We start from the raw sequence: 22,297 nt of genomic DNA on the forward strand, positions 1-22,297 counted from the left end.
ACATACTCCGCTCTCGCGGTGCACATACCCAGCTATTGCTGGCTACCTTCGAAGGGGGAATGTAGAGACGAAAAAGGGAAAGTAATGTGTGCTCGTAGCACGATGGGCGGGTAGAAATTTGGCAAAGTGTAGGGCAAAAAAAATCGCAAACCAATTCTGATAGGCTATAAAATAGGTTTGTTGTGATGTTCTAATTGTTCTACACGTTCGGTTAGGAACTGAACATTGGCTTCTAAATCGGCAATTTTTTGATACTCAGGGATAGGGTCGAGGAACTCGAAAGAGAGGTGCATTTTACATTCCCATACTTCTTTAATATCTTCAGCTCTAACGGTAATATGCGGGTAGTCGCGATTATCGGATTTGCAATACAGACTACCATATTTTCTTATTTTGTTTAAAACACGTTTTACAATCACTCCGTCGCGCTCTGTAACTACTACGCACACCCTGTTATCTGATAGCCACTCCCAATTTTCGACGAATTGCCCTACCACATAACTGCCGTCTTGCAGGGTGGGAAACATCGAGAGTCCGTTTACTTGAAACATTCTGAAAGTGCCGTTTCGCATTTCGGGGAGGTTGTACATAGGGAGTTCTTTTATGTATTCGGGGTCTTCATAACCATTGAGATAGCCGGCTTGAGCGTATATAGGCACTAAGGGTATGGGGTTAAAAAGTTCGTCTTCTTCAACCACTACCACCTTGGGAGTTAAATCTCTTCCTTCTACTTTTAAAGGTTTGATAATTTCTACACGAGGAGTTTCGACAATCTCCTTGTTTTTTAACATAGAGCCTTTACCTGTGAGTAACCATTCGTAATTTACTTCGAAAGTAGTAACAATTTTTTCTAAAACATTAAATTTAGGTTCTGTTCCAGCTATGTAATTTCTAATATTTGCTTCATTAACCCCTAATTTATTTGCAAAATCACTATTATTACCGTTGGAAAAATGGTCTACCAGTTCTTTTATACGAAAATTAATTGTACTCATAATCAATAATTTAAAAAATAATACGAAAAATAATTCGAAAAAAATTTGCGTATGTCGAAAATTTATTCGAATTTTGCACCGTAAAACAAAATGAATAAAATAATGAGCAAAAGTACAAAAATTTTATGGATAATCGACCTTATGGTAGTAGAAAAATTATTGTTGAGGGGAGGTTAGTTAAAAAATGTAGGACAGGAGGGAATTAGCAAATTAGCAAATTAGCAGATTTGGAAATTAGAAATTAAAAACAAATTAGTTTCAGAATAAAAAAATCAGGGCTTCGCCCTGTAGAGTAGCAATTTAAGGTAAGAAAACGTAAAAAGTTTAAGAGATTATTAAAAAGAAATCCTGTAAAGTCGGCAAGTTAGTATTGCTGAGAATGTGACGATTGATTATTAGAATTACAAATTGAATTAATATTAAAAATTAAAAATAATGAGAATACATTTAAATGAAGTCAGTGACTATGAGTATGTACAGCGCAAGCTCCGAGAGCAAGCGGTTGTGTTGTTAGAAAAAGCCAAAAGTTATCATCAGCCTGTGCGCTATTTGCCCAGAAGAGTTAGTGGGCATAAGGTGAACTGGTGGAGTGAGCTGAAAAAATATGGACGGCTTGTAGTGAATAGGCAATAGGCCTCAGGCCTTAGGCATTAGGAAAAGTGATGCAAAAGTGAATAGTGAATAGTAAAGTGAAAAAATAACAAATAACAAAAAAATTACAATGAATAGATTTTTAGAATACACCCAAGCACTTGCTCTTGATAGTTTTTTGCAGGTGCTTACTTTTGAGGAACGACTACAAACCTCACAATACCGCGCGGGACGTACGAACGAGGTACCTGCTCGCGTGCAAGAACTACAAACGTGGGTGGAACAGAACGGTTGGCGTGCCCCCATCTTTAAATATGACGAAGAGCGACACCTGCTTTGGCTGGACGAGCAAAGGGAGTGGCAACCAGTAAGAAAGCACCCACTTTATAAGGTAAAAGATAAAGCCAGCGAGGGCTCACAGCTGGGTATGTGAGTAAAGGTAAAGCCAGCAATGGGCTAAAGGTAGGGTAGGGGGGAGAATTTTAGAATTAGTAATACCAACCAAGGGTTGGATTAACAAATTGATTATGAACCTCTCTCTATTTACATTTAAAATTAACGATTAAAAAACAATACAAAAATGGCAAGAACAAAAAGAATAATCCCTACTGGGGTAACTAAAACACAAATGGAGAATGCTTTTTCTACTTATGCAAAGGCAGAGGCGCGAATGACTAAAATAAATGCGTTGATAGAGAAGCAAATTGCAACTATACGCAATAAATACACGAATGAATTGGCGACTCTTAAAGAAATAAAAGATACCAATTTTGATGTGTTACAAGCCTATGCATTAGCAAATAAAGACAGTTTATTTATCAAGAAGAAATCACTTGACAGTTTGCACGGTACCATAGGGTTCCGCACAGGTACGCCGAAACTGAAAACGCTAAAAGGTTTTACGTGGAATACAGTAACAAACCTGCTGAAAGAATTTTTGCCTGCTTATGTGCGCATAGCCGAAGAACCAGCAAAAGATAAGCTACTTGCCGAACGCAACAATGAGCAAATAGCTGACTTCTTTCCAAAAATAGGAGTAGTGGTGACTCAGGATGAGACTTTTTTTGTGGAAGTGAAGGGGGAGCTTAGGTAATAGGCCCCAGGCCTTAGGCAATAAGGTGTGAGATGCAAAGGTGAAAAAAAAAACTTTGGTAGAGTTATTCTTGACTCTACCAAAGTTGACAAAAAGTTTAACATTTAAAAAATGAAACATATGAAATGTGATAATACACAACAGCGCAAAGAACGCTTGCAAAAACGCAATGAAAAAGTGCGTCAACTTTTTGAAGAACTGAGTGCCAAGCACCCTCAGTGGAAGGTAGATGCTCTTGTAGAGGAGGTAGCGAACATTATGTTTTTATCACCTCGTACAATTGTAGCAATACTTTCTTTTCAGGGTGGTTATGCCGAAAGATAGTCCCCACAAAGGGGGAGCTATTACTCTATCAGCAGAGAGCCCTGAGGGGTAAGAGTTACGTTTTTTACGGGTATACCGTCGTACTCCAATTGCTTTTTTACCTCAATAAGCATTTCGGTATAAAGGTCGTCGGCGAGCATTTGGGCAATACCCACCCCCACTTCGGGGTGCTCTTTCCACTGTCCTTTTTCGGCAGTAAGAATAGCTTTTTGATGTTGAGGCTCAGATAAGCCTACTTGAAAATCACCTTCAGCAAGGTGCAAATCGTTTTTGATTAAGAGTAAATCTTTCATTTTACACATTTGTTATTTGTTGATGGTGCAAAGGTCGTACATATAGATGAGGTAAGGAAAAAGACGTTCAACGCTTGTACCAAATTAGTACAATGGTTGGGGAAAATAAGTACAAGGCTTGTTTGCCGATTTTCAGAACTGAAAAAACCGCCGGAATTTTGCACCGTAAAACAAACGATAGAAGTGCACTTACAATTAAAATAATGTATAACAAAAAAAATTAAAGAAATGGGAAAAAGTAAATCAAACTATGCCATTACAGGGCTTAGTGGTAAAGTAGGGAAAGTGTTTGTATTTCGCCAACGCGGAGGAGAAACTATTGTCGCTACCCCTCCTTCACACACCAAAGCTCCCAGTGCCTCTCAGAAAGCACAACAAGAGAGATTTATACGCGCTTCGGCATATGCCAAAAACGCTTTGCAAGACCCTTCGCTAAAAGAGGATTATACAGCAGAGGCTAAAAAGCGCAGGAATGTATCGGCTTATAATATGGCGATGACTGACTATTTGCGCGCTCCTAAAATTACCCATATAGACCATTCAGGCTATACAGGTAGTGCCACAGGAGAGAAAATAATGATAGAGGCGGGCGATGCTTTTAAGGTCGTAGCTGTGAAAGTGCGTATTGAAGACCACGATGCTACTCTTGTGGAAGAAGGTAGCGCAACTCTTGTACAGGGCAAATGGGTGTACACCACTACGGTTACTAATCCTTCGCTTACAAGTGATAAAATAATAGTAACCGCTACTGACCGCCCTGGTAACAATTCTAAAAAAGAAGAAAGCCTTTAACGATTAAGAGTTAATAGAGAACCGTTGTTTTTAGCTATTTTGCCTTTTTATTAGGAGAGTTACAATTAAGGATATAATAAGGGAGGGGTAGGGGGACATTTATTAAATAATTAACAAAAACACATAATTAAAAAATGGGATTACCAAAAGTATTATTTAACATTGCCAAGGATGGTATGAACCGTACAGGCAATAACATTCAAAAAGTTACTGGTCTTATTATTACAGGTAGTGGAGTAGCCAGTAAGGTAGAACTCGGGAAATCGTACCAAGTATTTTCCTTAAACGAAGCCGTAGCATTGGGTATTTCGGAGGCTGAAAATGCTTTTGCTTACAAGCATATTAAAGCATTTTACGACCAAGCTCCTACGGGTACACCTCTGTGGGTAATGCTCGTATCGGACGCTACGACTATGACTGCAATGCTTGACAAAGACGGTGCTTTTGCTCCAACTTTCATAGCTGATGCCAAAGGTGCTATTAGGGTATTGGGTGTGGTGAAAAAAGCAACTGGTAGCGAAACTATTGCTGCCGGCTTAGACACTGATGTACAAACAGCCGTAGTGAAAGCGCAAGCTATTGCTGAGCACTTTGAAAAGAAGTATATGCCTTTTAGAGTAGTGGTATCGGGCAACAGCTGGAACGGCAAAGTAGCTGACCTTACTAATTTCTCGGAAAACGAACTCAACAAAGTGGCTTGCTTTATCGGTAATGACGATAAGGAGAAAGAAGCATCAGTAGGTTTGTTCTTAGGAAAAATGAGTGCTATACCCGTACAGCGCAAAATTCACCGCGTGAAGGATGGTAGTGTATTGCCATTGGTGGCTTATTTTACTGACGGAACTACTATTGACAGCAAAGCTGACCAGTGGGACGCCTTAGACGACAAAGGGTATATTTTCTTTCGTACCTTCGTAGGGCGTTCAGGCTACTATTTTTCAGGAGATAATACGCTTACCAAACCTACTGATGATTTTAAGAGTCTCAGCAGTGGATTGGTAATGGACAAGGCGTTACTTCTTGCTTATGGGGCTTTGGTAGAGGAATTAAGCGATGAGGTCTTGCTTTCAGAAGAGGGAAGCATTCACCCTGCTATTATCAAGAGTTGGCAAACCAAGTTGGAGAACACTTTGCAAAGCGAAATGGTTTCGAAAGGGGAGCTATCGGCAGTGAACATTAATATAGACCCTGAACAGAAGGTGTTGCAAACAGGTAAAGTGGTAGTAGGGCTAAAACTCCTTCCTGTGGGTTATGCTGATTTTATTGAGGTGAATATTGGTTTTACCACAAAGAAAGAAGAAAATTAGGTGTGAGGTCGTAGCACGACGGGCAGAGAATTAGCAAATTAGTCGTAGCACGACAGGCAGAGAATTAGCAAATTAGTCGTAGCACGACGGGCAGAAAATTAGCAAATTAATAAATTAGTAGATTAATAAATTAGAAAAAAAATGGGAACATTTAGTAGTAAACAGTATGCGTGGAGCGATATTTCGATTGCCTTTGGAGGGCGTATTATTGCTGGGGTGACAGAAGTAGAATACACTGAGAAAAAAGAAAAATCGGCGCTTTACGGACGTGGGAGTAAACCTTTGAGCATTGTAAGAGGTAATCACAGTTTTGAGGGGAAGTTGAGCATTTGGCAAAGTGAATTGGAAGCAATGACGCGTGATGCCAAAAACAACGACATTCTGAACCTTAACTTTGACTTGGTTGTTGCTTACGTGCCCTCAGAAGGTGGACAAATAGTAACCGATATTCTCAAGAATGTGGAATTTACCGAAGTGAAAAAGGCAATGAAGCAGGGGGATAAAAATATGGTTGTAGAGCTCCCTATTATCTTCACTGATGTAAAACGCCAATCGTAGGTGTGAACCACAGTCGTAGCACGACAAGTGAGTGTGATCCACACAGGCGGGGAAATTAGAAATTAGCAAATTGATAAAAAATGGACGTAACAAAAGAACAAATCAAACAATGGAAAGCAAAGTACAAAGAAGTATTTGTATTGCGAGTAGATGACAAAGTAGCATACTTGAGAACGCCTGACCGCGCTACCCTGAGTTATGCTTCGACATTGGCAACGAAAGACCCGATGAAGTTTAATGAGGCTATCCTTACTAACTGTTGGTTGGGAGGAGATGAAGAGATTAAGACTGATGATGCACTTTTCCTTTCGGCAAGTAGTAAGCTTGGCGAATTGATACAGATTAAGGAAGCTACCTTGGAAAAGCTTTAAGCAGTGCGGAAATTGACGAGCCTCGGGATTGGTTGCGTATTACCAATGCCTCACTGCGTTACTATATGCATATTGCCAATCCCGATGCCCTCAATGATACTGAGTGGGCTATGCGAGTGAAAGAACTGGAATGGATTCGCCAAAAGGAGAGTGAATCGTATGGAGAATAAAAAAGTAAAGAAAAAAGTTTATAAATGGCAGAAAATCCAAAAAACACGATATCTTCTTTCTTTGATCAGACTAAAAGGTTAAAGGAGGTGGTTAATAACATTATAGACCCTATCTCGTCTTTACAGAAAATATTTAAGCAAGGTTTTACGGCAGACACCCAAAAGATGAGTCTGGCTACTTTTGTGCAAGGTAATATGCAAAAGGCACAAGAAATACATCAGAATCTCACACAATACAGTGGGCAAACGGCTTATGAAGTACCATCGCTTGTGAAGGCTCAAGAGAGTTTGATGGGAGCAGGGTTGGTTCCTGAAGGAGCATTAGGAATGCTCAAACAAATAGGAGATATTGCCTTGGGGGATAGCAAAAAGATAGAAACCTTAGCTACTGCCTTTGCCAAAGTGACCACACAAGGGAAATTGCAAGAAGCTACACTCACACAGATGCAACAGGCAGGATTTAATCCTTTGCAAGTGATAAGTGAGCGGACGGGCGAGACTATGACCTCTCTGCAAGAGCGAATGGACAAAGGAGGAATTTCGGCAAGAGAGTTGACTGAGGCTTTTCGATGGGCAACTGACGCACAAGGAGATTTTTATCAAGGAGCTGAGAATGTGAACAGCACACTACAAGGCAGGTTTACAGTTTTAATGGCTTCGATAGAATCTATAGCTGTAAAAGTATATGAGGTTATAAGTCCGTTGCTGATTCCGTTGGTAGCACTTTCTACGATGGTATTTGGAGCTTTGAATGACGGATTGAGTTGGTTTATTCAAAAACTTCAAGAGGGGAACCCCATAATCCTTGGTATAGCAGGAGTGTTAGGAGTATTTATTACAGCAATCACATTGCATAACACTTATATGGCTATTGCTACGGCGTGGCAGAACCGACTATCGTGGGCAGTGATTAAAACGAACTTAGCTTTTTTAGCTAATCCTATTGTATTGATTATAGCAGGCATCGTGGCTCTTATTGCTATCATCACTTATTGTATTGTAGGTGTGAGCGGTTGGGGCAAAGCGTGGGATAACACTGTGCAAGGAATGAAATACTTGTGGGAAGCCTTTATTCTCACCTACAAAGCCCATTGGAATACGGCGGTCAATGCTTTTATGGCAGGTGTAGACCTCTGTAAGTTGGCTTGGTATAAGTTTAAAGAGGCTGTAGGTTTGGGAGATAGTAAAGAGAACCAAGCGATGATAAGCCAAATACAAAACGACTTGCAAGAACGTGCTAAATCGGTAGCAGAAGGCTATAAGAAAGCAGGTGAGGCAGGAGTTAAAGCAAAAGAATATTTTGGTAAAGCGTGGAACTCTTTGGAGTTTAAGAGCCTTTCGAGTGTGAAAGACGGGTTAATGGGCAAGTTAGGCATAGGGCAAACGGGACAAAAAACAAGTCCGTTAGCAACACCTATTGCCAGCACACCTTTTTCAGAGATGGGTAATAAAACCAAAGATAATATTGTAACGGGAGGTACCCGTCAAACGCATATCAACATACAGATAGGCAACTTGGGCACGGATACCAAAGTGTACGTATCATCGGTACGGGAAGGAGTGGAAAACTTTGGGACGCAACTGAAAGAAGAGCTTTTGAGAATTGTGAACAGTGTAAACCAAATGCAAACAGTGTAATTTATGGAATTTGATATAAAAGAACTCACCGCACGGGCTTTTTTGGACTATGTAGGTCCAGCATTCCCGCAGTGGTGGGCAAACAATAAGACGAAATTTGTACTGCCGAGTTTGTCTAACATTAGTGAGGCACGCAGTAATGGCAGTCAGTATTTTATGACGTTAAAAGTGGCTGATAAATCGGGGGAGCAGACGGTTTTCCCCAATGAGCCTTTGGTGAGTTTTTCGCTTACTAAAACCATTGTAGAAACGGCAACGGTAGGCAAACAACGCAAAGGTAAGGTCAAGGAATATATCACTACTGAAGATTGGCAAATTACCATAAGAGGACTGTGTGTAGACCCCAAAAATCCCGATCAATATCCTACGGCACAAGTACAAAGCCTTAACAAATTGTTTGAAAAGAATGAGAGTTTGGAGGTGATAGGCAATAAGCTCTTTACTCTTTTTGACATTGGTAACATCGTGCTCAAAGATATTAGCTTTGAGGAAATGGAAGGCAAAGAAGGTATACAGAAGTACACCATTAAAGCTGTATCGGATATGGACTTTTATGCGGAATTAGACGAGAAACGAACCCAACTTAACAAGATATACTAATGTTTGTATTACAAGCGATTATAAAAATAGGTGATTACACTTTTAGAGCAGTACACAACGTTAAAATCACCAAATCGGTAGACGAATTGGCGGACACCTGTACGATTGAACTGCCAACCCATTTTAAAGTAGCCAAAGGGGGCGAAAGCCTTTATACTGAAAAGGCTATCAAGGTGGGTGACAAAGTGAGTGTTACCCTTGCTTATGAGGGTGTGTATAGCGGAGTGGAGTTTGAAGGCTATGTAAAGAAGGTTAAACCGAGCATTCCTGTAAGCATAGAGTGTGAAGACGCTATGTACTTACTTAGACGTAAAAATATCAGCAACTCGTGGCAAAAAACAACACTTAGAGGAGTATTGCAGGAAGTTGTGAAGGACACGCCTATTGTGCTGGCGGACAATATTCCAGAAATGCAGTTAGACCAGTGGATTATTCGCAATGCGAACGGTACGCAGGTATTGGAGAAGCTGAAAGAAGAGTTTAGGCTAAGCGTGTTTATCAATGATGAAGGCAAGTTGTATGCAGGACTTTCGGAGCTTACCAATATAGGGCAAACAGCACGCTATGACCTCAATTACAACATTGTTGCTAATGATTTGGAGTATAGGACTAAGGAGGAACGCAAACTGAAAGTACGTTACACTTATATCGACAAAAATAACAAAAAGAAGACAGTGGAAGAGGGTGATCCTGATGGTGAGCTAAGAACCTTTTATACTTCGGTAGTGAGTGAGGAACCTAAGCTACGAGAAATGGCAAGAGCCGAGATGGAAAGGCTGAAATACGATGGCTTTGACGGCTCTATAACGAGTTTCTTGATCCCTTTTGCGACGAGGGGTATGCAAGCTCATATGATAGATAATGAATTGAAAGAGATAGACGAACGTTACTTTATTAAGAAAGTAGAAATTACCTTCGGACGTAATGGCGCACGTCGACAAGTAACCATAGGAGCAAAATTATGAGTATAGACAGAGAATTAGCAGAAGGGCTTAGGCAGATAGGAAAACGCAAAACACCTACCATAGCGGTAGAAGTGGTATCGGTAGACAAAGAAAAGGGCACGTGTGAGGTGAAGGACGACGAGCTACAATATACCGTGCGCTTAGCTTCAGTGATTAACGATAATGCTGAGCGGTTTTATCTCTTCCCCAAGGAGGGGAGCAGTGTGTTGATAGCTTCGATTGGGGAAGACGAGAACCGCTACTATGTGGTGGCTTATAGTGAGATAGAGAGCGTGAGTTTACGTATAGAAGAAACACAGCTTATAATAGACAAAGCAGGCTTGCACTTGCAACGCGGGGAAGTGGATTTAAAAAGTCTTTTAAACGAGCTTCTAACGGAACTTAAAAACGCGGTGATACAAACACCTTCGGGTGTAGGAAATTTTTCCCCAAACAACGTGATGAAGTTTGAGGAGATTAATAATAAGATAAACGAATTATTACAGTAATCAGTAGTTAGTAGTCAGTTGCAAGTACTTGCAACTGACTACTAAAAACTAAGCACTAAACTTATGGCATTAGATAAACAAGCACTAAAAGCAGGGATTATAAGCCTGCAACAAGAAATGCTTACTAAAACAGAAGCAGGAATGGAAGAATATGCCGAACGACTTGCCTCTCTCATTGAAGCTTATGTAAAGAGTGGAGAGGTAATAGTGCAAACGGGCATACCTGTACTGGCAGGCACTTATACAGGAGTTACTACTGGTATGGGAAAAGGAACAATTAATTAGTAGATTAGTAAATTATTATAATAACACAATGGGAATAATCATAGAAGGACTTAAAGAGCATTTTGTATCGTTTATAGGAATGGTACTATCGGGAGTAGCTGGTTGGTTCTTTGGTAGACCCAAGCAACGTATGGAACTACAGACCAGCGAACTTGAGAATGTGGATAAAGCCGTGAAAATCTATCGAGAAATGATAGAAGATTTAGGGGCTAAATACGCAAGTGCTATTGAGGAGCTCAAAAAAGCAAATCAGCGTATTAAAGATTTAGAAAACTCTGTTGAAGGGCTATTAACTGAATTAAAGAAATACAAGCAACTAAATGGAAAATCAAAAGAATAATGCAAGTAGTAGTTTTACATAATCAGAGTCTTTTAGACCTTGCTTTACAGCACACAGGGACTATTGAAAGCATCTTTGAATTGGCAATGCTCAACAATTTGAGTATTACCGATGATGTGGTAGCAGGAAAAGTATTAACAATACCTACAGAATCATTCACTAATAAAGATATTTTGACCTACTACATCGCAAAGAAGATACAGCCTGCAACTGCTTTTACGCAAGAGGACAAAAGAATAAGCGAACGCCAGGAAGGTATTAGCATATGGGCGATAAACTTAGATTTTGTCGTGAGCCACGACGGACAGTAATTATTCACTTTTCACTATTTACGGAATTATGGCACGTACAATACAAGAAATACAACAGATTATCTATAATGCGAAAGAGCGAGAAGACGCTCTAAACGGACTTAACTCAAACTCAAGAGTAGCTATATGGCGACTGTGGGTTTATATTATCTCGGTAGCTATTTGGAGCTTAGAAAAGTTATTCGACTTACATAGGACAGATATTGATAAACGCCTTACTGAATTAAAACCTCATACTGCACGGTGGTATAGAAGTAAAGCACTTGCCTTTCAGTATGGTTTTGACCTCTTACCCGACAGCGATAAGTTTAACAACAAAGATAAGACAAAGGAGCAGGTAGAGGCGAGTAAGATTATAAAATACTCGGCAGTGGTGGAGAGTAATGACGGTAGGTTGATAGTAAAGATAGCCACTGAAAACGGGGGACGGCTACAACCTATTACAGCAGATGAACAAAATGCCTTTAGCGGTTATTTATCAGAAATTAAAGATGCTGGAGTGCGCACTACGGTTATTAATTATCTGCCTGATAAGCTTGTTCTGAACCTTGATGTGTATTACGACCCGTTAGTATTGGATAGTAATGGAAGCGATGTGCTTTACGGCAAGCGCCCTATACAAGAAGCCATAGAGGGTTATCTTAAAAACTTACCTTTTAACGGTGAACTTATTGTAGCGCATCTTGTAGACGCTTTGCAACAAGCTAATGGGGTGAAAATACCACACTTAAAAGAACTCAAAACAGCGTGGATAGACCCCGAGACCAAAGGCTATGGAGCATTACAAAACATAGGAGTTACCCAAATACCGCAAAGTGGTTACTTTGAGGTAGACTGGAATGCTTCACAAATAAAATACATCACAAAATGATATTTAATTTCAAAATAGAAAAATTGGTCATTCTACTTATACCTTCTTTTTTGCGAAAGACAAGAATGGTAGGATGGATAAGAACGCTTAGTGCTCCTATCAGTCAGTTGTATTATGATTTTATTCAGAATAGATATTTGGATATTAAGAAACTTGGACTGAATGGGCAAGTGTGTTACTTACGCAAAGCGCTAAATGATGCATTCGACATTGAGCAACGGCGCATACGCATATGGGACGGCAATCAGTACAAAGGACAGTATCTTTATACTGAAGGAGAACAAAAACCGAAGTTTTTAGGGACTATGTATTTACATCGTGAGGTAGATTACAGCGATACAGGAGTAGACTTTATCGTAAAAATACCTTTGGAGATATGGGAGGCGAAGAAGATTCCTACAAGTGAAATAGGTAAGTACCGTTTCTTTGAGATAGAAGCCCTAATAGACTTTTACAAATTAGCGAGTAAACGATATATTATAGAAGTATAGAAATTATGAACAGTATTAATGTAAACCAAACGGGAGGTTTCCCACTAACTACCGATGTATTAAGTTATATGCAGAATGCTTATAAGATATTCAATGCAATGAGTGGTATTTCAGGAGATTTAATTATTCTTTCGGGGTGTGAAGTAGTAGGGAACACGGTGTCAGACGGAGTAGTAGCCATTGAAGGAGAAATATACCCTTTTCAGGGCACGACACTTGGCTCTCACGTGTTTATTAAGGAGGTGAATACATCTAAAATTTTTGAAGATGGCTCACAGAAAACAGTACTTGTGGAGAAAGTAGCTACTTTTGGCAGTAGTACAAAGAGTTATCCGTGGGAGGGCTTCAGACGAGTGTTAAGTAACAGACAAATAGAAGAGAAATCTTTTACAGAAGAAACCTCTTTGCTGAAACGCTTGGAGAAATTAGAAGAGCGCGTAAAGAAAACAGTACCCTTGGGGTTGGTGGCAATATGGGGAAAACCAGCTAATATTCCTTTACCAGAAGGCTGGCAAGAGTATGAACCTTTACGAGGACGTATGGCTGTGGGACAAGATATTGCTGATAATGATTTAGGAGTCATAGGCAGGACAGGAGGAGAAAAAATGCATAGACTTACCATTGCGGAAATGCCAGCGCATAGTCATAAACAAGGTAGTGAAGCATTGTATAATCTATTTGGTGGCGGTTATTATATTGGTGATCGACATTGGGGTGGGGATTCAGGAATAAATACATATACTAACCAAAACACCTCCCAAGTAGGAGGCGACCAGCCTCACAACAATATGCCTCCTTACCGAGTGATTCGTTTTATAGAATTTGTAGGATTTTAATTTTTAAACTAAACGATATGACAGCAATAGAAACTTTAAAGCAGTGGTTTTCTAACCTTAAAAAACCAACACAAGAGCAGTTCTGGGCGTGGTTGGATAGTTTTTGGCACAAGAGCGAAAAGATACCAATGGCAAGCGTAGAGGGCTTAGACAAACTCGTAGAAGGCACGGCTTCAGCTGAACAATTGAGCAATCACCTAAACGATACACAAGCACATAAGGTGTTATTTGACAAAAAAGTGGATAAGGTAGAGGGGAAAGATTTAAGTTCTAATGACTTTACTAATGAATATAAAGAGAAGTTAGAGGGGCTTCATCAAGTAGATATTTCGGGACTCTTACCAAAAGGAGATTATACGGGTACGGCACAAGACTTAAAAAAACAGATTGATGACAAAGCAGACAAGAATCATAAACATTCGTGGGGAGATATTGAAGGGAAACCTAATTTTTCTGAAAGTATTATTTCCAAGAAATTTATAAAAGAAGGAAGCTCTGATGAATATCTGCTCACAGGTGGTGGTGGACAGATTTCTAAAGCGGATTTAGTTTCATCAGGAATGGTTATCAGTGGAAGAAACTATCTCTTGAATAGTAACCGATTTATTTCTTCGGGAATATTGGTAGAAGGTTTTGCTTTATCAGAGGAGTTTAAAGAAAATCTCGTTGATAAAAAACTCGTTACAGTTTCTTGCTACATAGAATATAACAATTTAACAGCCATAACACCTAAAGGAAGATTAGGATGTGAACTTGTTATCAGTTTTTCAGATAACACTGTTTTGTACCTTGGTGCTTGGAAACCAGTAACAACATCAGATATTGGAAAATCATTTAGTGGCAGACTTTCTAATGTATATTCAATACCTACTGACAAACAAATCACCCGAATAAATTTTTCAGGATTGCACATTCAGTGTGAAGCAACTTCATTTAAAATAGGACAACCGAAAGTAGAAACAGGCAACAAAGCTACCGATTGGACACCTGCTCCTGAAGATTTTGATTTCTATAAGGAACAAGTAGATTTTTCAGAATTAAAAACATTTAAAAATAGACCAGCCGGTTCTTGGGGAATTAGACTTGGTGGTGGAGGTGGTATATATGTAAATTTTCCTGCCAATTCTTCAGCATCTTCATTAGAATTTTTTAAACCTAATTGGTATCCAGCAACTCGTATTGGCGTTCGAAATTCAGTTGATGCTAATAGATTTAACGAGGATAATGGTGAATTTCGTGATTTAGCTTGGTATAATGACGTAATACGAGCAGGTGTTAAATGCACACAAAATACAACATTACAAAATGATCATCAAAATCAGGTAGTTTTTGTAACCATCCCTTGTAGTATTGAATTAAAGGCAATAGAGAATATGGGTTCAGTTTCTTTTCGTAAGGTTTTTGATGATGGAATAGTAACTTTTACCTGCACAGGGAAAAACATCATCTACACAGGTGATACTACTTTCAATGGCAAGAAAGGCTCTACAGCAGTGATTTCTATCTACGAAAACGATTGTTATATTGATATCAGAAATATTTAAAACTATGAATGCAATACAATTTTTTCAATGGGGATTAAACAACAATGTGGAGATTACTTTTTCCGAAGGAGGCAGTTTGAATTCTTTTAGCAACTTTTCAATTAGAAGTATTAATATATTAGTAGAAAGAATAGATGGTGGTAGTGGAGCAAGAGTACAAATAGGAAAATTAACTCCTTCCGCAAAAAGTCCTTTGATATGGGGCTTGAAAAGAGAACTATTATTAAATCTGAATGAATATCTTGATTATATGGTTTCAGGTTTAGAATTAGAAGGAACGTTTGAAGGCTCTATAATAATAGAAGATGATGAGGAAAGTGCTGGAGTATTTTTTAATTATAAAAATAGATTTCCTGCTGAGAAAAAAAAGACTATACATTCATCTTTTGAAAGAATAGACAATCAAACATTAAGTATAAATTTTTTACCTAAAGAAAAGAGATTAACCCTCAAAGATTTTAGAAAACAACTTACTAAAATAGTAATCCCTAAAGTATACCGACTTTTCATATGATAAAACTAAATTACATATTACAAGGATTTGGTTTTAGAGATTTTAAAGACCTCTTACACTCTTTCTTTGGATACACTTTTTCAATACTTTTTATAAAAATAGATGTTATTATGTTGCTTATATTTGCTACTATTCATTTCCTATTTGGTTTTAACCATTTTTTTTGATTGCTTTTGTAATTTTACTAATATTCGAATAGATAACGGGTACGGCAGCCTCATATCGTAGGAAAGAAAAACACGAAAGTCGCAGGTGTAAGTTCCACTAATAATTGCAATTTTAAGTAGTAATTTTTAGTAAAACTTTTATTTTTCAGAGGGTTGCCCCTTAGAGGCAAAACCCTCTGAGAAATAAAAAAAGAGAAAAAACTATAAAAGTCTTTTCTCTTTCAAAATAAATGCTTTTCTTTGTAAATGACAATGAAAGAATATAAGCATTTAAATTTGGTGCAAAGGTCGGTAATTTCTGCTTTAAAAGCAAGCAGAATCAAACAAAAAGATATTGCTCTTTATGCAGAGTGTAATCCCTCTACCGTCAGTCGAGAGCTGTCAAGAAACAAAACAAAGACAGGAAAATACAGTCCAAAAGTAGCTCAAGAAATCTCAGAAGAGCGTAAAGAACGTTTTAGGAAAGAACGTAAATTTACTAAGGAAATGAAAGTTTTTATTATTAAGCATATCACTGAAGAACAGTGGTCTGTTGAGCAAATTGTAGAGTATTGTAAAAAAAATAGAATACCAATGGTTGGAAAAACAACTATCTATAATTTCATTCACCAAGACAAAGAAAACGGAGGCGAACTATACAAACACACTCGTCATCAGCTTAAGCATAGAAGTAGAGCATTGTACACTTGTAAAAAGAAAGTAGAAGATAAAAAGTCTATTGAAGAACGTCCTGAGGTTATAAGTCATAAAACAGAGTTTGGACACTGGGAAATAGATTTAATTGTAGGAGCAGGAAATAAAGGAGCGATACTTACATTGGTTGAAATGACTACTAAAATGTTATTTATGAGAAAGTTAAAAGAAGGAAAGAAAGCTAAATCATTAGCAGATGAACTTATAGATATGACCTTGCCTTACAAAAACTATATAAAGACAATTACTGCTGACAATGGTAATGAATTTTCTGACTTTAAGCGAGTTGAAAAGAAATTGAACCTACAATTTTTCTTTGCTCATCCTTATAGTTCTTGGGAGCGAGGTCTTAGTGAACACACCAATGGTCTTGTACGGAAATACATACCAAAAAACACTGATTTTAAAGATATTACAGATAAAGAAATTAAAGAATATCAATATAAAATTAATAATAGGCCAAGAAAAGTATTAGACTTTGAAAAACCTAAAGATTTATTCTATCAGAAAGTAATCTGAAAAATTGCACTTGATGGTGGAATGGGCGTAGGTCGTATGCTGTTAAAAATATTTGTTTATTTAATGATTATTTATATGCTACACATCTTCTTAGTCAATGCTGACTTTCTTACACGAGAAGATTTTGAGTTTGACCTTTTCCATTGACTCTATTGGGTAGTACTTTATTATATAGTAGTTGGTTCTGAGCTTATAGGAAAACTTAGATAATTTAGGCTTTAAGTTTGTCGATGTATTATTAACAAGAAATTTTATAAAACCTTTAATATTGAAAATCATTATGACTTCTAAAGAATTTATAACAAAATACAAGCCTTACGCCCTCGAGACTCAGTGCAAAACAGGAATATCACACCTATTCATACTGGCGCAATCGGCATTAGAGACGGGCTGGGGCAAGAATGTGCCTGGAAATATGATGTTCGGCGTGAAAGCTAGCAAGGATACGCCTGCAAGTAAGAAGCAGTTAGTGCGTACTACGGAGGTACTTTCCGTGCCTATGGTAACAAAGGGACTTTTTCCTGAGATTATCAGCATTACTAAGCGTGCGGACGGCAAATATTTGTACGCGGTGAGAGATTGGTTTAGGAAGTACGATACCCCAGAAGAGAGTTTCACTGACCACGCTCAGTTCTTCATCAAAAACGAACGCTATGCAGAGGCATTGAAAGTGAAAAGTGACCCCTATAAGTTTGCAGAGGAGGTTGCTAAAGCGGGTTACGCTACCGCTCCTAACTATGCGGATACTTTGAAAAAAGTGGTTAAAATGATTGAACAAGCAAAATAACTATGTATGAAAAGAGTTTTATTATCAATGTTACTCCTTTTGTCAGTGATTGGTTGCAGAACCAAAAAAGTAGAAACCTACACACAAAAGCAAGTCCAGAAAGAGCACTTTATCACCAATAAAGATAGCTCCCAGCTCTTTGTTCAGCAGTCTCTCAAGTCTGAATGGTCTGACCTGTCCGCCACGTCTTTCGAGCTTGAACTCGAAAACGACAAAGACAGCCTTGGCAATGCTAAAGAACTCACCTATACCCGCACTCGCGACGGCAATAGTGAGACTATAAGGGTACGCAATGGTAAGGTGAAAATAAAAGCTATCAGAGCCCATTCTAGGAGCTTACAGCAAGCTGATACTACTCTTTATAAGCAATCCTACGCAAGTGCTCAAACTGAAGTTCGAAAGCACGAAATACAGCAAGCTGAGCAAATACGAAAGCACACCCAAAGTACGCCATTAAGGTATATTTTTTGGTTGTTATTGCTCGTAGTCTTAGCTTATGTATATTGGAGATATAAGCGTTTTAAACAGAAGATTTAAAACTTAAGTAAAAAACGAGCTACTTCATTGCGAGGTAGCTCGTTTTTTTATCTGTATAACTTTATGTTATTTACCTATTGACCACACAGTGTAGCTATTGGCGGGTACTTGTATAGTTACATTGCCGTCGCTATCGGTAATAAAAAATAAATGACTATTACCAGAGTAATCTATCAGGGTTTTGTTTTTCCAATGGGTGGTGATAGTACGCTTGGCAGGGAGAGTGCTATTGTTGATAAAGAGCACTAAGCCCGGACTTTTCTCGTTGCCCAGACGTGAGGCTACATACTCCGTATTAGAGGCTAAGTGAAATTTCTCTTCGCCTACTGCCAAACTGCGGTTGATGAGCATTAGCTTTTGTAGCTTGGCTTTGAAAGCCTCATTTTCGTAATCGGAATAGAAAATACAAGGGTAGCCACTGTGGGTAAGGATATAGGCGTACGCCATTAGTTTTTTATCAGGCGCAATGGTATTGTCCGCTATTTTGTCTTTCTCGGTATCGTGGTTAGCTGTAAAAGTAACGGCTTTTTCGGTGCGTAAGGTTCTAAGCATTGGGTGGGTATCGGTCATCAGTTCGTGCATATCTTTATTGCGGTCTAATGCCTTTTCGAGGGCATAGAAACAAGCAAAGTCAAAAGCACTTGCACCGCTTTCGTCTACCCATTTTTTTAGCGTTTCGGGGTTGCCGTCCCACAATTCACCTACGGCGAAACCACCTACTGCTTTTAGCCAATCGCGTACTACCCAAGCTCCAAAACTCTTCACATAGTCGAAACGCCAACCGTCAAACTTCATTGTATTCTTGTAATACTTAGCCATTGAGTTATCTTTTTCCCAAAGTTCTTCACGTACATAGGGTACTTTATGCGATAGGTCTCTTTCGGGATAAAAATTTTCTTCCTCGTCAGAAGTTGCATATTTATTGGGGTGAAAGCACTCATAGTTGCGGTTAAATCTTCCAGAAGCATTACCGTGGGTTTCATCGAAAAGGGTATAGGTCTCTTTATTGCGGTAAGGGTTCCACTCTTTTCCTCCGCCATTGTTATGCCCTATAACGATATCGGCAATTACTTGCAAGCCACTTTCGTGGGCTTTGCTGATGAGGTTTTCGAGTTCAGCGCGTGAGCCGAAACGGGTTTTTACAGTGCCGTGCTGGAAGTATTCGCCAAAGTCGAAATAATCGGAGGGGTCGTAGCCCATAGAGAGGCCCCCAGAAGCTCCTTTGGAGGCAGGTGGTAGCCAAATGCGGTCTACTCCGTTGGCTTTCCACTCAGTGAGTTTTGGGGTAATGGTATTCCACCATTCGCCAAGAGGTGTTACGTCCCAGTAGAAGGCTTGCATCATTACGCGATTGCCGTTGTCTATTTTAGTAAGGTCTAAGGGAACTGTATTTTGGGGTTCTAGGTTGTCGTTGTTGCTTTTTTTATCGCAAGAAAAGGCGAGCAATCCTGCGAGAAGGTATATATAATATTTCATATTTTTGGTATTTAAATGATATAATACAGGCTGTCCGACACTGTCGAACAGCCTGTATTTTGTTACAATTTTTCTATCTTGTAAGTACCTTCTTTAGTTTTTACATCAAAAGAGAAAGAAACGTTGTAAGTGCCTGCACTCACTTTGATGTTACTTCCACCATCTTTAAGCTTACCACTAAGAGCGGCTACAGGCTTATTATCAGTGCTATCAGCACCGAAGTTTGTATCCCAAGAGTGATTTAAACGGAATTTAATATCTCCGTCTACAAGGGTTACATTCTTTACTACCCAAGAGTTGGTGCTACCTTCATAGGTCATTGCGATATCATCGTTATCACCCCAACCTTTTGCACCGTTGCCAATAAGTCCCCAAGAGTATTTTTCGATACTATAAGTAAGCGCTTTTTCGTTAAAAGTAATCTTATAAGTACCTGCTAAGACAGCAATATTATCTCCTTTGGGCACTAATTTACCGTTACTTCCACCATATTCGGGACCATTCCAAGAGTTATCTTTGCGGAATTTGATTCCACCAGCATTTAAAGTGGCATAGGCTACCAATACGTCTCCTTCTTTCCACATTTTGATATCAGGCTTACTGCCCCAACCGGTATCATCTCCCACAACTCCCCAATCGCTTGGTTTGATTTCATCAAGGAAAGGAGTTACTTTCAATTTATGCTCGGAGGAAAAATTACGTTGGTCGCTGAGGACTAATCTTACCGCTACGGTAACTTCGGTGGTTGTTCCTGCTGTAATTTCTAAACCACTTATAAGATAGTCATTTAACTCTTTACCTGTGATAGCAAGAGGGGATTTCTCAACTGAAATAGATTTCTCCTTTTTTCCATCTTTTCTTACAAAATTAACGGTATATTTAGGAGCAAGGTTTATGTTGAGGTTTTTCGTTTCCCAAGAAACAGTAAGAGCTGTTTGAGAGGCGGTGCCCTGTGTAAGTACTACATTGTCGGTAGATAGGGAAGCCTCTATTTTGGCATCGGCATTAAGGGTTGCCTTTTCTTCGTCTTTTTCGCAGGCTACCAATGAGATAAGCCCCATACATAGTGCTGCTGTTTTAAGTATATTTTTCATAGTATTCTCTTTTTAGTATCCTGTATTTTGAGTAAGGTTTTCATTAGCGGTGCGTGCATCTTGAGGGATAGGATATAAGTTTCTATAATCGGGCACTGTTACACCTGAAGCGACACCTCCTTTGAAAGACCAAAGGTAAGCACCTCCTGTAAATTTACCATAACGAATAAGGTCGGTACGGCGCAATCCTTCCCAGTACAATTCACGAGCGCGTTCATCTAAGATAAAATCTAAGGTAAGGTCGCCATCGGCTATGTTGCCAGAGGCGTTACCATAAGCACGGCTACGCAATTGGTTGATATAACCTAAGGCAGTAGCTCTATCACCTCCTGTACCACCGCGTAGCACGGCTTCAGCATAAGTAAGATATACTTCGGCTAAGCGAATGAGCGGTAAATCAGTGTCGGGGAATTTCTTTTCGGGGTCTTTACCTGCGGCTCCTGTAGAAGTTATGTTCTTGAATTTAGTAATGGCATAACCTGACTTTGTAAAGTCTTTTAAGTCTGTGTTCTCATAGGTTTGTCCATCGGTATAGAACATCGCGCGTTTGTCTTTCCAAGCGGTAGGCTCGTTATTACTATTGCGTGCTGATACCTCAAATTTATTAACGAATTCTTTAGGAGCTGTAAGACCACTCCAACCGTCGTTAATACCCAAGGAAGAAGCATTCATATTTCCTCCGGTAGCTCCGTGTATAATGAAAGCTGTACCTCCAAAAGTTTTGGTATTAAGCCCATCAAAACTTGCTAAAAATATAAACTCGTTTTGAGCGCCATTGCTGTTGTTATCGGCAAGGAACAACTCGTCGTAAGCGGTACCATTGTTATTGGCATCGGTAGTGTTTAAGCTATAGGAAGAGGCAATTACCTTTTTAGCATAGGTAATACAATCGGTATATTTATCTTGTCCTATATACACTTTAGCGTTGAGGTATAAACGAGCGAGGAGCGCTTGAGCGGCTACCACATCTACACGTCCGTATTCATTAGCACGTGCGGCTTTTAGTTTGCCCTCTAAATCCTTTAACTCACTTTCTACGAAGTTAAAGAGTTCGGCACGTGTGTTTTGAGCAGGTTTTAAATCTGCCTTAGAGGAGGTTACCAAAGGTGCTTTCCCGAAAGCATCTATTACATTGTAATAAGCATAAGCACGGATAAAGCGCGCTTCGGCAATATAATAAGCTACTTCGGGGTCAGAAGCTAAGGCTTGTGCGTTATCTATAAACGAGTTCGCAAAAGCGATTTGTTGCCCCAAGCGGTTGTAATAGGCATTGGTAAAGGTGTTAGCAGGTGTCCAACTCATATTGTGGAAGTCGGGCACACCAGCATCACTCCAGCGAATGATAGCCTCATCGGTACTGGCTACTTGTAAGTAGAATTGCATACGAGTGTATCCAGTAGAACCTTCATCGGCACCTGCTATATCGCCATCACCGCTGGGACCTTTTTGCCCAGTAAGCGATAATGAGGCATAAATTTTAGCTAAGGCACCTTTAGCTTCAGTAGCGTTTTTAAACACGTCTTTTTCAGTAAAGCTATCGGGGTCTATAGGCTCTTGGTCTAAATCTTTCATACAAGCACTAAGCGAAAGTGCTAATATTACCCCAAAGATACTATGTTTGATATATTTTTTCATACTCTGTATTCA

Annotated in this window: 29 protein-coding genes; 24 read left to right on the forward strand and 5 right to left on the reverse strand. The window is 39.2% G+C overall.

Annotated elements, in window-relative coordinates:
* Positions 1–164 precede the first annotated feature (164 nt).
* On the reverse strand, positions 165–995 hold the full coding sequence (locus HMPREF9072_RS06855; protein ID WP_009411041.1) for a S24 family peptidase: 831 nt from the start codon (positions 993–995) through the stop codon (positions 165–167).
* A 435-nt stretch (positions 996–1,430) separates the two neighbouring features.
* Here HMPREF9072_RS06855 and HMPREF9072_RS06860 point away from each other — a divergent pair, with 435 nt between their 5' ends.
* The 4 genes from HMPREF9072_RS06860 (at position 1,431) to HMPREF9072_RS06875 (ending at position 3,003) form a co-directional block, all read left to right on the forward strand.
* A complete protein-coding gene (locus HMPREF9072_RS06860) occupies positions 1,431–1,628 on the forward strand; it encodes a hypothetical protein (protein WP_002674087.1) in 198 nt (65 codons plus the stop codon).
* Between the two features lie 88 nt (positions 1,629–1,716).
* Positions 1,717–2,019, forward strand: coding sequence for a hypothetical protein (locus tag HMPREF9072_RS06865; protein ID WP_009411042.1), 303 nt, complete (start codon positions 1,717–1,719; stop codon positions 2,017–2,019).
* Positions 2,020–2,166: 147 nt separating this feature from the next.
* Positions 2,167–2,679, forward strand: a complete 513-nt coding sequence (locus tag HMPREF9072_RS06870) for a host-nuclease inhibitor Gam family protein (RefSeq protein ID WP_009411043.1) — start codon at positions 2,167–2,169, stop codon at positions 2,677–2,679.
* A 120-nt stretch (positions 2,680–2,799) separates the two neighbouring features.
* Entirely contained in the window at positions 2,800–3,003 is a 204-nt protein-coding gene (locus HMPREF9072_RS06875; protein ID WP_016478228.1) for a hypothetical protein, read from the forward strand.
* Positions 3,004–3,023: 20 nt separating this feature from the next.
* Here HMPREF9072_RS06875 and HMPREF9072_RS06880 read toward each other — a convergent pair whose 3' ends face one another.
* Positions 3,024–3,296, reverse strand: a complete 273-nt coding sequence (locus HMPREF9072_RS06880; RefSeq protein WP_009418684.1) for a hypothetical protein — start codon at positions 3,294–3,296, stop codon at positions 3,024–3,026.
* 228 nt (positions 3,297–3,524) lie between these two features.
* Between HMPREF9072_RS06880 and HMPREF9072_RS06885 the strand changes: the two genes are divergently transcribed.
* From HMPREF9072_RS06885 to HMPREF9072_RS06975, 20 genes are all read left to right on the forward strand, one after another.
* Complete coding sequence (locus HMPREF9072_RS06885) at positions 3,525–4,088, forward strand: hypothetical protein (protein ID WP_009411047.1); 564 nt, start codon at positions 3,525–3,527, stop codon at positions 4,086–4,088.
* A 134-nt stretch (positions 4,089–4,222) separates the two neighbouring features.
* Complete coding sequence (locus HMPREF9072_RS06890; protein WP_009411048.1) at positions 4,223–5,395, forward strand: DUF2586 family protein; 1,173 nt, start codon at positions 4,223–4,225, stop codon at positions 5,393–5,395.
* 141 nt (positions 5,396–5,536) lie between these two features.
* Positions 5,537–5,953, forward strand: a complete 417-nt coding sequence (locus tag HMPREF9072_RS06895; protein WP_009411049.1) for a hypothetical protein — start codon at positions 5,537–5,539, stop codon at positions 5,951–5,953.
* Positions 5,954–6,033: 80 nt separating this feature from the next.
* Positions 6,034–6,324 carry a hypothetical protein gene (locus HMPREF9072_RS06900; RefSeq protein ID WP_009411050.1) on the forward strand — a complete coding sequence of 97 codons (291 nt, stop codon included), beginning with the start codon at positions 6,034–6,036 and terminating at the stop codon, positions 6,322–6,324.
* Between the two features lie 32 nt (positions 6,325–6,356).
* Positions 6,357–6,494 (forward strand): hypothetical protein, encoded by a 138-nt coding sequence (locus tag HMPREF9072_RS12365; RefSeq protein WP_002674103.1) that lies wholly within the window; start codon positions 6,357–6,359, stop codon positions 6,492–6,494.
* Positions 6,495–6,518: 24 nt separating this feature from the next.
* Positions 6,519–8,132, forward strand: coding sequence for a tape measure protein (locus tag HMPREF9072_RS06905; RefSeq protein ID WP_009411051.1), 1,614 nt, complete (start codon positions 6,519–6,521; stop codon positions 8,130–8,132).
* A gap of 3 nt (positions 8,133–8,135) precedes the next feature.
* Complete coding sequence (locus tag HMPREF9072_RS06910; RefSeq protein ID WP_002674106.1) at positions 8,136–8,732, forward strand: DUF6046 domain-containing protein; 597 nt, start codon at positions 8,136–8,138, stop codon at positions 8,730–8,732.
* Positions 8,732–9,697 carry a hypothetical protein gene (locus tag HMPREF9072_RS06915; RefSeq protein WP_009411052.1) on the forward strand — a complete coding sequence of 322 codons (966 nt, stop codon included), beginning with the start codon at positions 8,732–8,734 and terminating at the stop codon, positions 9,695–9,697. Before HMPREF9072_RS06910 ends, HMPREF9072_RS06915 begins: the two co-directional genes overlap by 1 nt.
* A complete protein-coding gene (locus tag HMPREF9072_RS06920) occupies positions 9,694–10,185 on the forward strand; it encodes a hypothetical protein (protein WP_009411053.1) in 492 nt (163 codons plus the stop codon). The genes HMPREF9072_RS06915 and HMPREF9072_RS06920 overlap by 4 nt, the downstream gene beginning before the upstream one ends.
* 63 nt (positions 10,186–10,248) lie before the next feature.
* Entirely contained in the window at positions 10,249–10,470 is a 222-nt protein-coding gene (locus HMPREF9072_RS06925) for a hypothetical protein (protein ID WP_009411054.1), read from the forward strand.
* Between the two features lie 28 nt (positions 10,471–10,498).
* Positions 10,499–10,810 (forward strand): hypothetical protein, encoded by a 312-nt coding sequence (locus tag HMPREF9072_RS06930; protein ID WP_009411055.1) that lies wholly within the window; start codon positions 10,499–10,501, stop codon positions 10,808–10,810.
* A complete protein-coding gene (locus HMPREF9072_RS06935; RefSeq protein WP_009411056.1) occupies positions 10,810–11,121 on the forward strand; it encodes a hypothetical protein in 312 nt (103 codons plus the stop codon). The genes HMPREF9072_RS06930 and HMPREF9072_RS06935 overlap by 1 nt, the downstream gene beginning before the upstream one ends.
* A gap of 28 nt (positions 11,122–11,149) precedes the next feature.
* Complete coding sequence (locus HMPREF9072_RS06940) at positions 11,150–11,992, forward strand: hypothetical protein (RefSeq protein WP_002674116.1); 843 nt, start codon at positions 11,150–11,152, stop codon at positions 11,990–11,992.
* Positions 11,989–12,483 carry a hypothetical protein gene (locus HMPREF9072_RS06945; protein ID WP_009411057.1) on the forward strand — a complete coding sequence of 165 codons (495 nt, stop codon included), beginning with the start codon at positions 11,989–11,991 and terminating at the stop codon, positions 12,481–12,483. Before HMPREF9072_RS06940 ends, HMPREF9072_RS06945 begins: the two co-directional genes overlap by 4 nt.
* A 5-nt stretch (positions 12,484–12,488) precedes the next feature.
* Positions 12,489–13,319 carry a hypothetical protein gene (locus HMPREF9072_RS06950; RefSeq protein WP_009411058.1) on the forward strand — a complete coding sequence of 277 codons (831 nt, stop codon included), beginning with the start codon at positions 12,489–12,491 and terminating at the stop codon, positions 13,317–13,319.
* A gap of 17 nt (positions 13,320–13,336) precedes the next feature.
* Positions 13,337–14,863: a hypothetical protein gene (locus tag HMPREF9072_RS06955; protein ID WP_009411059.1), complete on the forward strand. Its 1,527-nt coding sequence runs from the start codon at positions 13,337–13,339 to the stop codon at positions 14,861–14,863.
* A 4-nt stretch (positions 14,864–14,867) separates the two neighbouring features.
* Entirely contained in the window at positions 14,868–15,377 is a 510-nt protein-coding gene (locus HMPREF9072_RS06960) for a hypothetical protein (protein ID WP_034566266.1), read from the forward strand.
* A 419-nt stretch (positions 15,378–15,796) separates the two neighbouring features.
* Positions 15,797–16,756 (forward strand): IS30 family transposase, encoded by a 960-nt coding sequence (locus HMPREF9072_RS12120; RefSeq protein WP_034566274.1) that lies wholly within the window; start codon positions 15,797–15,799, stop codon positions 16,754–16,756.
* 280 nt (positions 16,757–17,036) lie between these two features.
* Positions 17,037–17,543: a glycoside hydrolase family 73 protein gene (locus HMPREF9072_RS06970; protein WP_009411065.1), complete on the forward strand. Its 507-nt coding sequence runs from the start codon at positions 17,037–17,039 to the stop codon at positions 17,541–17,543.
* 6 nt (positions 17,544–17,549) lie between these two features.
* On the forward strand, positions 17,550–18,080 hold the full coding sequence (locus HMPREF9072_RS06975; protein WP_009411066.1) for a hypothetical protein: 531 nt from the start codon (positions 17,550–17,552) through the stop codon (positions 18,078–18,080).
* Positions 18,081–18,146: 66 nt separating this feature from the next.
* Here HMPREF9072_RS06975 and HMPREF9072_RS06980 read toward each other — a convergent pair whose 3' ends face one another.
* From HMPREF9072_RS06980 to HMPREF9072_RS06990, 3 genes are all read right to left on the reverse strand, one after another.
* Positions 18,147–19,556 (reverse strand): alpha-amylase, encoded by a 1,410-nt coding sequence (locus HMPREF9072_RS06980; protein ID WP_009411067.1) that lies wholly within the window; start codon positions 19,554–19,556, stop codon positions 18,147–18,149.
* Between the two features lie 62 nt (positions 19,557–19,618).
* Entirely contained in the window at positions 19,619–20,650 is a 1,032-nt protein-coding gene (locus tag HMPREF9072_RS06985; RefSeq protein WP_009411068.1) for a SusE domain-containing protein, read from the reverse strand.
* Positions 20,651–20,662: 12 nt separating this feature from the next.
* The gene (locus HMPREF9072_RS06990) at positions 20,663–22,285 is read right to left on the reverse strand and encodes a RagB/SusD family nutrient uptake outer membrane protein (protein ID WP_009411069.1); all 1,623 of its coding nucleotides are present in this window, start codon (positions 22,283–22,285) and stop codon (positions 20,663–20,665) included.
* Positions 22,286–22,297 lie beyond the last annotated feature (12 nt).

The sequence above is a fragment of the Capnocytophaga sp. oral taxon 324 str. F0483 genome (genome assembly GCF_000318315.2).
Lineage (GTDB): Bacteria > Bacteroidota > Bacteroidia > Flavobacteriales > Flavobacteriaceae > Capnocytophaga > Capnocytophaga ochracea.